Raw genomic sequence first — 14,255 nt, forward strand, 5'->3', positions numbered from 1 at the left:
AGCTCAAGGGCTAAGCCTAGCATCATGCTTTTTTTAATGGTGAAAGCGTTGCAATCGCAAGGAAGTTAAGTCGAAGTTTTCCGGCTGGTGAGCCGCGCGGTCGGCGACAATCTGCCCGAGGACGCTAGCAAATTTAAAGCCATGCCCACTTAAACCGGTCACCAGTTGGATGTTGTCGGTGCCCGGTAGGTAGTCAATGATGAAGTTCTCATCGGGAGTCAGATCATAACTGCAGGCCCCGACTGATCCCGTTCCCACGATGGCTAAGTCATAGGTTATCGTCATAATCATCCTTTTGTCATAATTAGTAAGTTAGGGCTGATTATTAAGAAAAGCGGGCTCGTTTTCAAACTACAAGTTACCAGTTGCCTGGTGCTTATCCACTGGCAACGGAAGCACAACCCGCAGAACACGGCTAAGCAGCCGCATGCAGAAATTACGAATTTTTTTAAAAAATAACGCTACTTACGCATTTAATTCTGAATTAATGATAAAAATTATGGTTGACAGTTCGTGATTCAGCGTTTAAACTAACTTATAATAATAATTAAGCCGAATGCAGTTGAGTAGGGTGGTGCGTTTCCCAGCGAGTCCTTGGGTGGTGTGAAAGGATAAAATCAGCCAACTGAAGATGGACTGTGCAGTGTGGTTGTCCGGTGAATGGTGAGCCGGATGCGGGGTAGTGACCGATACCAGCACTCGGTTATCCCCGGGGATGAACTGCGGGTAACTGACGGAGACTCAGTTTGTGAGAAGTGAGTGAACAAAGGTGGCACCACGGGAACACCCGTCCTTTTTAAGGACGGGTGTTTTTTGGTTACAGTTAGAAAGAAGGGGTCACTTGGATAAGCAGCATTTAGCCCGAAACATCTCTGCGGGACAAATTTTGATGATTTCACTAGGGGGCGTTATTGGAACGGGACTGTTTCTTAGTTCCGGATATACCATTCACACAGCAGGACCACTGGGGACGATTTTGGCGTACTTATTGGGCGCGGTGATTGTGTACCTAGTCATGCTCTGTTTGGGGGAACTGGCCGTAGCCATGCCAGAAACCGGTTCGTTTCACGTCTATGCCCAACGCTATTTAGGGCGGAGTACGGGGTTCGTGGTAGCCTTGTTATACTGGTTAACCTGGACGATTGCGCTCGGATCGGAATTCACCGCGGTGGGGTTAATCATGTGGCACTGGTTGCCGGGGATTCCCGTCTTTGTGTGGAGCGGGTTGTTAATGGTGCTAATTTTTGTAATGAATGCCTGCTCCGTGCGCTGGTTTGCCACGGCGGAGGTCTGGTTAGCCAGCATTAAGGTGATGGCGATTGTAGCCTTTATTGTCCTTGGAACCGGGGTTATCTTGGGATTGCTTCCGTATCATGGCCACTGTCAGTTCGTGGGATTGGCTAATTTAACCCGGAATGGGTGGTTTCCGAATGGGTTTGGGGGCGTGTTTACAACCATGCTGACCGTTAACTTTGCCTTTTCCGGGACCGAATTAATTGGAATCACGGCCGGCGAAGCACAGCATCCCGCCCAAGCAATTCCCCGGGCGATTCGCACCACGCTTGGGCGCTTAGTGCTCTTTTTCGTGGGAAGCATTGTAGTCATGAGTGCCTTGGTACCGTATCAGGACGCGGGCGTGCGCACGAGCCCTTTTGTCACCATCTTTACGGCCATTGGGATCCCCGGCGCTGGGGATGTCATGAACTTTGTGGTGCTGACGGCCATTATTTCCGCCGCCAATTCGGGACTCTACGCCGCCACGCGGATGTTGTGGTCACTGGCAAATCAGGGCGTTATTCCGGCCGTTTTCCAACGGACTACGAAGCGCGCAATTCCGATGTATGCTCTCCTAGCAAGCATGGTTGGCGGGGTCCTCGCGTTATTATCAGCGGTCTATGCCGCTAGTTCGGTTTATTTAGTGTTAGTTTCGATTTCGGGACTGGCCGTCGTCTGTGTGTGGATGGCAATTGCGTTATCACAAATCCGCTTTCGGCAGCAGTTACTTAAAAGCGGTAAGCGTGCCGACTAGTTGGCCTTTAAAACTCCATGGTATCCGTGGCTTTCCTGGTTAGCCTTTGGTTTGTGTTTTGGGTCCAGTTGCCTGATTTGGTTTGATCCAAACCAACGGGTGGCCTTAGAAATCACGGTGCCGTTTGTTGTCCTTTGTTATGGAGGGCACGCCCTGACGACCGCAATTCAACAGAGGAGGAACCAACATGCCAAACCCTAATCCAATTACAGCGAGTTTTCACACGCCCCTGGTGCTCGATGGGGCAATGGGCACAGAATTAGAGCAGTATGGGGTTAAGACTAATGATGCCCTGTGGTCAGCCAACGCCTTACTGACGGATCCGGAAGCCATTTATCAGGTGCATGCTCGGTATTTTCAAGCGGGAGCAGATATCGCAATTACTGATACCTATCAAGCCAATGTGGCGGCGTTTGCCCGGGTGGGCATTTCACATTCCCAGGCACTCCAGCTCATCCGGCGGGGAGTGCAGCTCGCCCAACGGGCCCGTGCGGATGTGAATCCCCAGGGGTTTGTGGCCGGCTGTGTCGGTCCCTACGGCGCCTACTTAGCTAATGGTGCCGAATACACGGGGGATTATCACCTGAGTGCGGCCGAGTACGCAGCGTTTCATACGGAAAAAGTGCAAACTTTACTGGCGGCAGGGGTTGACATACTGTCGGTCGATACAATGCCTAATTTCTTTGAAATTCAGGTGCTGACCCAGTTGTTAGCGCAGCAGCCCAACTTGGTTCCGACCTGGATTAGTTTGAGCATCCGAGATCCACAAACGCTAAGCGATGGAATCCCGTTAACCACCGTAGTCCAGTGGTTAGATGCTCAGGACGTGGTGAGTGGAATTGGGGTAAACTGTACGGATTTTGCCCAGATTTTACCGGCCATTCAAACCATCCGTACTCAGTCCGAGAAACCAATCGTGGTTTATCCCAATCCGGGAGATCACTACGACCCCCGTACCAAAACGTGGACCCCGGTTCCGCACGCTTTAACGTTTGCGGAGGTGGTCCCGAGCTGGTTAGCGGCGGGAGCCACCATTATTGGCGGGTGCTGTCGTACCACACCCGCCGATATTGCACAAATTACTACCTTGTTAAAAAAGTAATGGCAAAAACAGACCGTTGTGCTAAAATATGCACCAATGACGGGAGGGATTGTGATGACACGTAAAATTGTAATTATTGGGAGCGGTCACGTGGGGGCGACCCTGGCGCATATGATCGTTGCCAACGGATTCGCTGATGAATTGGTGCTGATTGATCAAAATGAGGCGAAGGTCACGGCTGACGCAATTGACCTGCGCGAAGCGCTACCGAATTTGCCGTTTCACACGGCAATCACGGTTAATGACTACGCCGCGCTCGGCGATGCAGACATCGTGGTTTCGGCATTAGGGAAGATTAGCCTGAACGATGGCGCTAAGGAAGATCGCTTTTCTGAATTAGACTTTAATAGCCAACAGGTTAAGGCCGTGGCACCTCGGATTCGGGATTCCGGGTTCAACGGAATTTTGGTGGTGATTTCCAATCCGGTGGATGCCATCACCCAAATGTACCAACAAATCACGGGCTTACCGCGTAAACACGTGCTGGGGACTGGAACGATGCTTGATTCAGCCCGGATGAAGCGGGCGGTGGCGGACAAACTCGACCTTGATGCGCGGGCAGTCACCGGGTATAACCTGGGTGAACATGGGAACTCGCAATTTACCGCTTGGTCAACGGTACGAGCTTTGGACCAACCGCTGACCGAACTGGCGCATACCCGAAACTTGGATTTGACAGCCCTAGATCATGAAGCCCGGCATGGTGGTTATGCGATTTTCAACGGCAAGGGCTACACGAACTTTGGGATTGCCACGGCAGCGAGTCGACTCATTAACGTAATTTATTCAGATGCTAAGGCGGTGCTCCCGGTTTCTAACTACCGGGACCAGTACGATGTCTATTTGTCTCATCCGGTAATTGTGGGCCGGGACGGAGTGATTGCGGATGTGCCGCTCCACTTGACCGCGGAAGAATTAGGCAAGCTCCAAAAGTCGGCAGACTTCATTAGAACCAACTATGAAAAGTACCAAAATTAATTAACAAAAAAGCTCTCATTCCCGTTATCGGGGATGAGAGCTTTTACTATCTGATGTTATTGATTGTGATTGTGTTCCCACGAATCAATCTTGTAATCCGCGTCGGTCATTGCCTCCACGTTTCCGAGCCGGTAGCCATTTCCGACTTCTGAGAAGAAGTCATGGTTCACGGTGGAGGTGGAGATGCCGTTCATGACCACGGGGTTGACGTCTTCCGCGGTGTCAGGGAACATTGGATCTTGCCCGAGATTCATGAGGGCTTTGTTAGCATTGTACCGAATAAAGGTTAGGACCTTATCAGTCCAGCCTACTTGATCATAGAGCAGGTGCGTGTACTTTTCTTCGTTTTCATAGAGATCGTATAAAAAGCTGTACATCCAGTCCTTGAGGGCTTGCTGCTCATTCGTACTCAGTTGGTTAAATTCGGCTTGGAACTTGTAACCAATGTAGGTTCCGTGGACCGATTCATCCCGAATGATCAACTTAATGATTTCAGCAACGTTGGTGAGTTGGTTGTGGCCAAGGTACCACAGGGGCGTGAAGAAGCCGGAGTAAAAGAGGAAGGTTTCCAGGAAAACACTGGAAATTTTCTTTTTGAGGGGACTCTCATCGTCATGGTAGAGGGTGTAAATGCGCTTGGTTTTATTCTGCAGAAATTCTTCGGAATCACTCCACGCAAAAATTTCACTGATTTCCTTTGGTGTATTCAACGTGGAAAAAATCGTGGAGTAACTTTTGGCGTGAACCGATTCCATGAATTGGATGTTGTTTAACACGGCGATTTCGTGTTGCGTTTTGGCGTTTAACCGTAAGGCCGCCATCCCGTCCTGGGACTGGAGGGTATCTAACAGGGTCAAGCCCCCAAACACGTGTCCCACTAACCATTTGTGGTCATCGTCAAGTTCGCGCCAGTCCTTTAAATCATTAGAAACTGGCACCCGCGTATCGAGCCAAAATTGTTCCGTGAGTTTGTGCCACGTGGCCTTATCAATCTCATCGGAGACCTCGTTCCAGTTAATCGCTTCGTAGTTCCCATCCCATTTTCCGGTTAATACTTTGTTAAGATCCATGACCTGTTCTCCTCCTAAATGACGCAGCTTTCACATTCGTTGGCGCCCACCGTATCGTTGTTATCGGTAAACGTCCGTACGTAGTAAATGGATTTGATGCCCTTGTAGTGAGCGTAGTTTCTGAGAATGGTTAAGTCCCGGGTTGACATTTTGTCAGAACGTCCGTCCTTCCATTCGTACATTCCGGCCGGAATCGTCGACCGCATGAACATTGTCATACTCAAGCTTTGATCCACGTGCTGTTGGGCAGCAGCATAGATATCAATTTCTTTACGCATGTCAACGTCATAGGCCGATTCGTAGTACTTGAGGGTGTCGTTGGAAAGGTAGGGAGCGGGGTAGAAAATGGTCCCAATTTTGGCTTCCTGCCGTTCTTCAATCCGACTCACAATCGGAGCTAGACTAGCCGTCGCATCACCGATGTAAGAGGTGGAGCCGTTGGGAGCCACAGCTAACCGATTTTGGTGGTACAGGCCAGTTTGCATGACCGCTTCTTTAAGGTTCGCCCAGTCCGCAGGGCTCGGGATGAAGGTCTCTGCAAACAGCTCCTTGACCCGGTCGGAAGTGGGACCCCAGTCATGCTCTAGGTACTGATCAAAGTAACTCCCGTCGGCGTACTTGCTATTTTCAAAGTTATGGAAAGTTTGATTCCGTTCCTTCGCTAACTTGTTTGAGGCAACTAGGCTCCAGTAGTTAAGGAGCATAAAGTAAATGCTCGTGAATTCAATTGATTCCTGGGAACCATAGTACATGTGGTGCAAAGCAAAGTACGAGTGCAACCCCATGGCTCCAAGGCCGATGGAATGACTCAGGTCATTGCCGTGGCGAATCGATGGAACCGTGTTAATTTGACTGATGTCAGTCACGAAGGTGAGGGCCCGGACCATGGATTCAACTGATTTTCCAAAGTCTGGTGATTGCATCAAGTTCACGACGTTCGTGGAACCAAGGTTACAGGACACGTCCGTTCCCAGTTTTTCGTATTGTTGTTCATCATTAATGATGGACGGGGTTTGCACCTGCATGATTTCTGAACACAGGTTACTCATCACAATTTTGCCGTCAATGGGATTGTCCCGGTTGGCCGTATCAATGTTAATGATGTAAGGATAACCAGATTCCTGTTGTAACTTACCAATCTCCGTTTCAAGGTCGCGGGCCTTGATGAATTGCTTGTGAATCTGGTCGTTGTTAACTAAGTTGTCGTATTCCTGCGTAATGTCAACGTAGGAGAAGGGAACCCCGTAGACCTGTTCCACGTCGTAGGGACTAAAGAGCGCCATGTCAGCATCATCTGCTGCTAATTCATAGAATTTATCGGGAACCGTCACCCCTAACGAGAGGGTGTTGACCCGAATTTTTTCGTCGGCATTTTCCTTTTTCACAGCTAAGAAATCAATAATATCGGGGTGAAAAACACTCAGATAGACCACTCCGGCTCCCTGCCGTTGCCCTAGTTGGTTAGAATAGCTAAAGCTATCTTCCAATAACTTCATGACCGGCATTACGCCACTGGCAGCCCCGTCAATGTGCTTGATGGGATCGCCCGCAGCCCGCAGGTTATTAAGGTTAATTCCAACTCCACCACCAATTTTCGAAAGTTGGAGGGCAGAATTAATCGTCCTCCCAATGCTATTCATATCATCGGTTGACTGAATTAAGAAGCAGGAAACGAACTCGCCCCGGCGTTTTTTACCGGCGTTTAAAAAGGTCGGCGTGGCCGGTTGGAAGCGTTGATGAATTAGTTCATCAGCCAGGCTCATGGCCAGATCTTGATCGCCATGGGCGAGGTACAAGGCGTTCATGGCCGTTCGATCGATGTAGCTTTCGAGGTATTGATTGCCATCGTTAGTTTTAAGGGCGTACTGCGCATAAAACTTGTAAGCAGCCATAAAGGAATGGAAGTGAAAATGCTGGCTGTTTAAGTAGGCATACAGCTTTTCGATAAACGCGCTTGGATACAGCTGCAGAAATTCGGCCTCCACGTAATCGTGGTTAATGAGGTAGTCAAACCGGTCGCTGAGGGACTCAAAGTGGACGGTATTAGGAGCAACATTTTCCTTTAAAAAGGCCTCTAGTGCTTCTTGGTCCTTATCCAGCCGGATTTTACCGTCCTTCGTTGGAATGTTAATTTCATTATTTAACCGAAAATAACTGGCATCCGTGTGGTCTTTTAATGACATATACTGATTCCCCTTAATGTGTATAATGAAAGTAATGGATTAGGCGGTTAAAAGAGCGTCAACTAATTTTTGCAGTTGATCGGGACGAAACCCACCAAATGAATCAATTATTTCGGATTCAACCACTGGAACCGCTTGAAAGCCCTGGGCTTTTAAGTAGGGAATTAGGTCGGGATTTTCACTGGTATTCTGTTCCGTGAAATCCACGTTGTGTTCGGTCAAAAACCGCTTGGTCATTTTGCATTGGATGCAATTATCCTTGGTGTAGACGGTAATTTGTTTCATGATTCGACTCCTTCTTTCGTTTAACTATGCTTTGATTCTACTCTTAAATTGGATTCTTTCAACTACAAAAATACCACATGTAGTGGCCCTTGGTTGGGGAACACACTATATGTGGTATGTGAAACAAAATATTAAATTTAAAGGACGTGTTACTTATGAGTGATTATTATTATACACCGAATCCCGAAGTGGAGCATGCTGAAACGGAATGGGAATTTACCCTTGAAAACACCACGCTCCGTTTCCATTCCGATAACGGCGTGTTTTCCAAGCGGACGGTTGATTACGGTTCTCGGGTCCTCATCCAAAACGTTAATTTCCAGGACTTACCAGCAGGAGCTGTTTTAGATCTGGGGTGCGGTTACGGACCAATTGGATTATTTTTAGCCGAGGCACACCCCGACCGGGAGTTTGCGCTGGTGGACGTGAACCAGCGGGCGCTAGAGCTTGCGACGCGCAATGCTGATGACAATGGATTGACTAACGTGACGGTGGCAACTTCCGACGTATACGCCGGGGTAGCTCGTAGTCAGTATGCCGCCATTGTGACCAATCCGCCGGTTCGAGCGGGAAAAACGGTGGTGTCCGCGATGATTACGGAAGCAGCCGCCCACCTCGTGCCCGCCGGCCGGTTAAGCGTGGTGTTGCAAAAAAAGCAGGGGGCGCCCTCAGCGGAACGGCTGATGCAGCAGACCTTTGGCAACGTGCGGGTGGTCAAACGCGACAAGGGTTACTATGTATTAGAAAGTACTAAACAATCATGAAAACAGCGGCTGAAAAATACATGGGACGGGCGCTAGTCGAAGCCCGCTTTGCCGCCCAGATTGGTGAGATTCCAATCGGTGCGGTCATTGTCCACGATCACCAGGTGATTGGAACGGGGCATAACCTGCGCGAACACACGCAACTAACGACCCAACATGCCGAGCTAATGGCGATTGAAGCAGCCTGTTTAACCCTGCACAGTTGGCGGCTAACGGACTGTACCCTCTACGTGACGATTGAGCCCTGTTTAATGTGTGCAGGAGCCATCCTGAACGCCCGGATTCCCCGGGTGGTGTATGGAGCTGCCAATCCGAAAGCGGGTGCGGGCGAGAGTTTATACCAAGTCCTAACGGATGAACGGCAGAATCATCAGGTGGAGTTACAAACGGGATGTCGAGCCAGCGAAGCGGCCCAGATCATGCAACAATTCTTTCGTTCGAAACGGAAACAGCATCGGAAAAAACTGCGGTAACCACTGGACAATTAAGGACAGCTGCGCTATGATAGGAACTGCCGTAAGGCCTGGAAGCAAAGGTGGACTTACGAACCGTGTCAGGTCCGGAAGGAAGCAGCACTAAGTATTTTTTGCCTTGTGCTTCTTGTTGTTAGCAAATAAGCTCCTAGTCAAGTTGACTAGGAGATTTTTTTTACCATCTTACGGGCGCATAAATCCGTGGTTAGTTTGAAGTTGGGAAGTTGGTAATCACCACTCGTTCTCGCTATAATTAGGGTGAAATGACTGACGAAGAAAGGAAGATGAGCATGAGCTATCAAGCTTTATATCGGGTGTGGCGGCCCCAACGATTCGATGAAATCGTCGGGCAACCAGTGATTACAAAAACGTTAAAAAACGCCTTGCTAACCGATCAAATTAGCCATGCTTATCTATTTAGTGGGCCCCGGGGAACGGGGAAGACGTCAACGGCTAAGATTTTAGCGAAGGCCGTCAACTGTCAACATTTAGAAGATGGCGAGCCTTGTAACGAATGTGAGACTTGTGTGGCCATTAATCAGGGCGCACTAAACGATGTGATTGAGATTGATGCAGCCTCTAATAATGGGGTTGAAGAAATCCGTAACATTCGGGATAAGGCCAAGTATGCGCCCACGGAGGCCACCTATAAGGTGTACATCATTGATGAAGTTCACATGCTGTCAACAGGAGCCTTTAATGCCCTGCTGAAAACCTTAGAGGAACCACCCAGCCACGTAATCTTTATATTAGCGACGACGGAACCTCATAAAATTCCGGCGACCATCTTATCACGGTTACAACGGTTCGACTTTAAACGGATTAACGCCGCAGACATTCGGATGCAAATGGAAAAGATTTTGCAGGAAAAGCAGGTCAAATATGATGACCGGGCGGTGAAAATGATTGCGCGCAGTGCCGAGGGGGGAATGCGGGATGCCCTAAGTATCCTTGACCAAGCGCTCTCATACGATGCAGACGAATTGACGTATGAGAGTGCGCTCCAGGTAACGGGGAGCGTGGCTCGAGATGAATTACAAAGTTACTTTGAAGCAGTCCTGGCCGGTGAGGTCGGGGCGGGGCTGAAAGTGGTGGCGGAACTCCTTGCGGCCGGGAAGGACTCCAGTCAGTTTCTGGAGGATTTGATTGATTATTGTCAAAACCTGTTATTGTACCAACAAGATCAAGCACTCGTCCCAGAGGATGAATTAGGGTTGCTTGGCGATCACTTTGCAAAGATTGCCACCACGGTCCCACAACGCCGACTTTACCGGTACGTCGAAATTATTAATGAGGTGCAACAACAGGTGCGGTTTACCTATCATCCCGAACTGTACTTGGATATTTTAACCGTTCGGTTAGCGGATGAAACGGGGGCGGAGCAACCAGCTACCACTCAGGCGGATGCCACCACCGATCCAGCGTACCAACAGTTAAACCAGCAACTCACCGAGTTGAAACGGCAACTCCAGGAGTTACAACAACGTTCAGTGGCCCGTCCCGCACCGACAACTGCTACTCAAACGCAGGCAGCACCGAAACGAACGGTGCCCAATCAGCAGGGAACGCCCGAGCTTGACGTCCAGGGAATTTTTGCGGTGCTTGATGCGGCCACGAAACCAGCCTTAGAACAGTATCGCAGTCAGTGGGATGCTTTGTTACAATTGTTAAGTGTCACCCAACGGGCGGTCTTGCACGTGGCGCGCCCTGTCGCTGCTAGTGAAAATGGGGTTGTAATCGCGTTTGACTACGGGTTCTTGTACCAAAAAGCGGGGAGTGATGACCAGTTACTGGCGGACGTAAACCGGGGACTTGAACAATTACTGGGAAAGACGCCGACGGTTTTGTTTGTGCCAAAGGAATCATGGCCGAACCTGCGGCAGGAATACTTGCAACAACATTCCCGCAAACCGGAACCCGCGGCGCCAGCGACTAAACCGGCGCAACCAACGGAAGCGGAACCGCGTAACGTGCGTAAGGCTAAGGAACTGTTTGGTGATGAATTAGTTGATGTTCAAGATGATTAAAAAGTAAGGAGTTAGCAAAATGGCAATGAACGGAATGAACATGGGAAAATTGATGCAACAAGCACAGGAAATGCAACGAAAGATGAGTGCCCAACAAAGTGAGATTGAAAAGCAAGAATTTACGGGAACGGCCCCAGACGGATTAGTAACGGCCACCTTCACGGGAGCGCGGCAAATGAAGGATCTTCAAATTAAACCAGAAGCAATTGATCCGGATGATCCAGACATGCTATCAGACTTAGTGATTAGCGCTGTTAACGATGCCCTCGGGCAAATTGATGAAACAACGAAGAGTAAAATGGGGCAGTTTACCCAAGGAATGAACATTCCAGGACTTTAATTGTAAAGAAGGGGTTTAGATGCAATACCCAGAACCAGTTGCAAAGCTGATTGATGGTTACATGCACCTCCCTGGGATTGGGGAGAAAACGGCCACCCGGTTAGCGTTTTATACCATTGATATGCCCAAGGATGAGGTGCAACAATTTGCCCAAGCACTGTTGGATACTAAGGGCAAACTTACGGTTTGCTCGATTTGTGGCAATATTACCGAAACGGATCCCTGTGAAATTTGTAGCGACCCAATGAGAGACCAGTCCCAGGTCTTGGTGGTGGAACAACCAAAAGACATCGCGACGATGGAAAAAATGAAGGATTATCACGGCTTGTACCACGTACTCCATGGGGTGTTGTCCCCAATGGAGGGCAAGGGTCCCGATGATATCAACATCAGCTCGCTGATTAAACGGTTACAGCAAAACGAACAGATTAAAGAGGTCATCATTGCGACGAATGCAACCCCAGAAGGAGACGCAACGGCCATGTACCTCGCCCGGTTGCTTAAGCCCGCTGGGTTGAAAGTAACACGCCTCGCGCGGGGCTTAGCGGTCGGAAGCGACATTGAATATGCCGATGAAATGACCCTCTTTCGGGCCGTTGAAGGACGAACAGAAATGTGAGGTTAGGATGTTTAATTTTTGGTGGCAGAAAAACTTTGAAAAGCGGTACGATGAAGCATTACTGCAGTCCTTGAACCTATTAAAGGAAGACTGGGATCAGGCGCAGCAGACGGAAGCCGCGGTAGCCGACGTTGATTCCCAGGTCCAGGCGCAAACCAAACTCGCCAAGCAGAAGTTTGAGTTTATGTACCGGCAGGCCCGGTTCCGGGACATTAAAAATGATCACATTCAATCGAGTGTGTATGATTCATAATGACAAGCAGCGTTTACGATGATTGAGCGCTGCTTTTTGATTGGTAGGCCTGATTAGGGATTGCAACTCATACTATATAGTGTATAATATCAACCAAACTAACTAATAATTATTATTAGTCCAAAGGAGAACTTAATGGCCTATTTACAGTTACAAGATATCCACAAGTCGTATCAAGTTGACCATCAGGAATTCCACGTTTTAAACGGGATTAATTTGGCCTTTGAACGCGGCGAGTTTGTTTCTATTCTCGGGGAATCTGGTGGAGGGAAAACCACCCTGATGAACATCATTGCGGGGCTGGACAGCCACTACACGGGAGACGTATTGTTAAACGGGAAATCGTTGAAACGGGACACCCCGAAGGAACTGGATCAATACCGCCGCAGTACGATTGGGTTTGTCTTTCAGAGTTTTAACCTAATTAGTCACCTGACGATTCGGGATAACGTATTGGTGTCGTTAGAAATGACCAACCTATCGCACCACGAGCAACTAAAGCGGGCTGACCACTTGTTAGACCAAGTTGGGCTTTCCGATCACAAGAATAAGTACCCGAACCAACTTTCGGGGGGACAGAAGCAACGGGTTTCGATCGCACGGGCGTTAGCATCTGATCCAGACATCATCATTGCGGATGAACCAACTGGAGCGCTTGATGCCGAGAATACCGATGAAATTTTGCAATTACTAAATCAGATTGCTAAGGATGGCAAACTGGTCATCGCGGTGACCCACTCGCAGGTCGTGGCTAACTACGGAACGCGGATTGTGCACCTCGCGAACGGGTTAATCGATGACGATCGGGTGTTAAAACCGGCTTATCCAGTGGAAACCACGCCCAAGCCATTTCGGGATAAAGTGGCTAGTAGCCGGTCAATGGCCACGATGGCCTGGCACCATTTTCGCTACAATTTAAAACGCAACCTCTTAATTATGTTTGGAGCCGCCATCGGAATCTTTAGCGTGATTTTGATGCTCGGGTTAGGCAATGGAACCAAGGGCTACATTAACCACGAAATTTATTCACAGATTAATCCCAACACCATTCAAGTGGCTAAAAACGTCAATGCGGATAACCCCACTCCTAAGGAGATGCGCTTAACGACTCACGATCAAAAACGCTTGGCTAACATTGCGGGGGTAAAACACGTGACCCCCGGCTACTTTGCCGCTGGTGGGGGACAGCTGAAGAGTGGTCAACAAACGGTGACCTTGAGCTTGCTGCAAACCTTTGATAACACGTTGCGAAAATCCAGCATTAAGGCCGGCCACGCGCCCCAGCAGAATGAGATTCTGATTAGTAAGAAGGAAGCTAAGCAACTGAATAAGCAGCATCCTAACCAAGTGGTGGGGCAGAAGGCGACCTTGTACTTAAACATTGCCAACGATCAGACGCAGGCACCACAAGTGCTGCAACAAGAAGTTACCATTAGTGGAGTGACGGATAGCAACAACCTACCGGATGCCGTTAGTTATGGCACCCTAAAGGCCATGCACCAAGCCGCTAACGTGCCGTTTGGACCTAACTATCTGGCCGTTGATATTACAGGGGGAGTCCAAAACGTCCAACCGGTTCAAAAGCAGATTAAGGCGTTGGAAAACAGCAAGCACAAGCAGGCCTACCAGATTACGGGGGCCGGTTCGATTGTTTCCATTCTGAATACCTACGTGAACCTCGCCGTAGCCGTCTTGACTTCCATCGCGGCCATCTCGCTCTTGGTGTCAGCCATCATGATTATCGTGGTGCTGTACATCAGTGTTTCCGAGCGGACCAAGGAAATCGGAATTTTACGTGCCCTCGGCTTTTCCAAGGGGAACATTCGGAAGTTATTTATCTTTGAAGCTGTCTTCCTCGGCTTTTTCTCGGCCCTGGTTGCCATCGTGTTAGCCTACCTCGTGGAATGGGGCGTAAACTCATTATCGCAAAGCGGAATTCACTACCACATTATGCAAATTTCTGTGGGGAACGCCATCTTTGGCTTAGCGATTTCTGTCATTATTTGTTTACTGGCCGCCTTGTTACCGGCACGAAAGGCCGCCAAGGTTGATCCAATTGTCAGTTTAAGTGCTGAATAAGCCAAAAGACCGCGTTAGCGGTCTTTTTTAGTAGGCGGGCCGAAGTAAACGGC

The 14,255-nt window shown here is 49.2% G+C and carries 13 protein-coding genes, 1 other RNA gene and 1 pseudogene; 11 read left to right on the forward strand and 4 right to left on the reverse strand.

The genetic code is table 11. From position 1 onward, the window contains the following. Positions 1-33: 33 nt before the first annotated feature. Positions 34-285: an FAD-dependent oxidoreductase gene (locus tag M8332_RS01665; RefSeq protein ID WP_252780450.1), complete on the reverse strand. Its 252-nt coding sequence runs from the start codon at positions 283-285 to the stop codon at positions 34-36. A 604-nt stretch (positions 286-889) separates the two neighbouring features. On the opposite strand from M8332_RS01665, the pseudogene M8332_RS01670 reads away from it, so the two are divergent. From M8332_RS01670 to M8332_RS01680, 3 genes and pseudogenes are all read left to right on the forward strand, one after another. Next, a pseudogene (locus M8332_RS01670) lies at positions 890-2,230 on the forward strand (amino acid permease). Next, a complete protein-coding gene (gene mmuM, locus M8332_RS01675; protein WP_252780451.1) occupies positions 2,217-3,131 on the forward strand; it encodes a homocysteine S-methyltransferase in 915 nt (304 codons plus the stop codon). The pseudogene M8332_RS01670 and the gene mmuM overlap by 14 nt, the downstream one beginning before the upstream one ends. Before the next feature lie 54 nt (positions 3,132-3,185). Further along, a complete protein-coding gene (locus tag M8332_RS01680) occupies positions 3,186-4,109 on the forward strand; it encodes an L-lactate dehydrogenase (RefSeq protein WP_252780452.1) in 924 nt (307 codons plus the stop codon). Between the two features lie 56 nt (positions 4,110-4,165). Here the strand turns inward: M8332_RS01680 and nrdF are convergent, their stop codons facing one another. Genes nrdF through nrdH form a run of 3 tightly spaced genes read right to left on the reverse strand, consistent with a single transcriptional unit; the run spans position 4,166 to position 7,647 of the window. Continuing rightward, positions 4,166-5,179, reverse strand: coding sequence for a class 1b ribonucleoside-diphosphate reductase subunit beta (gene nrdF, locus M8332_RS01685; RefSeq protein ID WP_252780453.1), 1,014 nt, complete (start codon positions 5,177-5,179; stop codon positions 4,166-4,168). Between the two features lie 14 nt (positions 5,180-5,193). Beyond that, entirely contained in the window at positions 5,194-7,362 is a 2,169-nt protein-coding gene (gene nrdE / locus M8332_RS01690) for a class 1b ribonucleoside-diphosphate reductase subunit alpha (RefSeq protein WP_252780454.1), read from the reverse strand. A gap of 39 nt (positions 7,363-7,401) precedes the next feature. Further along, positions 7,402-7,647: a glutaredoxin-like protein NrdH gene (gene nrdH, locus M8332_RS01695; RefSeq protein WP_252749829.1), complete on the reverse strand. Its 246-nt coding sequence runs from the start codon at positions 7,645-7,647 to the stop codon at positions 7,402-7,404. A gap of 155 nt (positions 7,648-7,802) precedes the next feature. Between nrdH and M8332_RS01700 the strand changes: the two genes are divergently transcribed. The 8 genes from M8332_RS01700 (at position 7,803) to M8332_RS01735 (ending at position 14,202) form a co-directional block, all read left to right on the forward strand. After that, a complete protein-coding gene (locus tag M8332_RS01700; RefSeq protein ID WP_252780455.1) occupies positions 7,803-8,411 on the forward strand; it encodes a class I SAM-dependent methyltransferase in 609 nt (202 codons plus the stop codon). After that, on the forward strand, positions 8,408-8,884 hold the full coding sequence (gene tadA, locus M8332_RS01705; RefSeq protein WP_252780456.1) for a tRNA adenosine(34) deaminase TadA: 477 nt from the start codon (positions 8,408-8,410) through the stop codon (positions 8,882-8,884). Before M8332_RS01700 ends, tadA begins: the two co-directional genes overlap by 4 nt. A 43-nt stretch (positions 8,885-8,927) precedes the next feature. Further along, an RNA gene (gene ffs / locus M8332_RS01710) (signal recognition particle sRNA small type) lies at positions 8,928-9,026 on the forward strand. 148 nt (positions 9,027-9,174) lie between these two features. Continuing rightward, positions 9,175-10,911, forward strand: a complete 1,737-nt coding sequence (dnaX, locus tag M8332_RS01715) for a DNA polymerase III subunit gamma/tau (RefSeq protein WP_252780457.1) — start codon at positions 9,175-9,177, stop codon at positions 10,909-10,911. A gap of 25 nt (positions 10,912-10,936) precedes the next feature. After that, positions 10,937-11,251 carry a YbaB/EbfC family nucleoid-associated protein gene (locus M8332_RS01720; protein ID WP_252780776.1) on the forward strand — a complete coding sequence of 105 codons (315 nt, stop codon included), beginning with the start codon at positions 10,937-10,939 and terminating at the stop codon, positions 11,249-11,251. 19 nt (positions 11,252-11,270) lie between these two features. Continuing rightward, positions 11,271-11,870: a recombination mediator RecR gene (gene recR / locus M8332_RS01725; protein WP_252780458.1), complete on the forward strand. Its 600-nt coding sequence runs from the start codon at positions 11,271-11,273 to the stop codon at positions 11,868-11,870. 7 nt (positions 11,871-11,877) lie between these two features. After that, positions 11,878-12,123, forward strand: a complete 246-nt coding sequence (locus tag M8332_RS01730) for a YaaL family protein (protein WP_252780459.1) — start codon at positions 11,878-11,880, stop codon at positions 12,121-12,123. 135 nt (positions 12,124-12,258) lie between these two features. Continuing rightward, entirely contained in the window at positions 12,259-14,202 is a 1,944-nt protein-coding gene (locus M8332_RS01735; RefSeq protein WP_252780461.1) for an ABC transporter ATP-binding protein/permease, read from the forward strand. Positions 14,203-14,255: the final 53 nt, after the last annotated feature.

Source organism: Fructilactobacillus ixorae (assembly GCF_024029915.1).
GTDB classification, from domain to species: Bacteria; Bacillota; Bacilli; order Lactobacillales; family Lactobacillaceae; genus Fructilactobacillus; species Fructilactobacillus ixorae.

Coding starts and splice junctions, on each gene's coding strand:
- M8332_RS01665 (WP_252780450.1), bottom strand. CDS start 285: ATGACGATAACCTATGACTTAGCCATCGTGGGAACGGGATCAGTCGGG.
- mmuM (WP_252780451.1), top strand. CDS start 2,217: ATGCCAAACCCTAATCCAATTACAGCGAGTTTTCACACGCCCCTGGTG.
- M8332_RS01680 (WP_252780452.1), top strand. CDS start 3,186: ATGACACGTAAAATTGTAATTATTGGGAGCGGTCACGTGGGGGCGACC.
- nrdF (WP_252780453.1), bottom strand. CDS start 5,179: ATGGATCTTAACAAAGTATTAACCGGAAAATGGGATGGGAACTACGAA.
- nrdE (WP_252780454.1), bottom strand. CDS start 7,362: ATGTCATTAAAAGACCACACGGATGCCAGTTATTTTCGGTTAAATAAT.
- nrdH (WP_252749829.1), bottom strand. CDS start 7,647: ATGAAACAAATTACCGTCTACACCAAGGATAATTGCATCCAATGCAAA.
- M8332_RS01700 (WP_252780455.1), top strand. CDS start 7,803: ATGAGTGATTATTATTATACACCGAATCCCGAAGTGGAGCATGCTGAA.
- tadA (WP_252780456.1), top strand. CDS start 8,408: ATGAAAACAGCGGCTGAAAAATACATGGGACGGGCGCTAGTCGAAGCC.
- dnaX (WP_252780457.1), top strand. CDS start 9,175: ATGAGCTATCAAGCTTTATATCGGGTGTGGCGGCCCCAACGATTCGAT.
- M8332_RS01720 (WP_252780776.1), top strand. CDS start 10,937: ATGAACGGAATGAACATGGGAAAATTGATGCAACAAGCACAGGAAATG.
- recR (WP_252780458.1), top strand. CDS start 11,271: ATGCAATACCCAGAACCAGTTGCAAAGCTGATTGATGGTTACATGCAC.
- M8332_RS01730 (WP_252780459.1), top strand. CDS start 11,878: ATGTTTAATTTTTGGTGGCAGAAAAACTTTGAAAAGCGGTACGATGAA.
- M8332_RS01735 (WP_252780461.1), top strand. CDS start 12,259: ATGGCCTATTTACAGTTACAAGATATCCACAAGTCGTATCAAGTTGAC.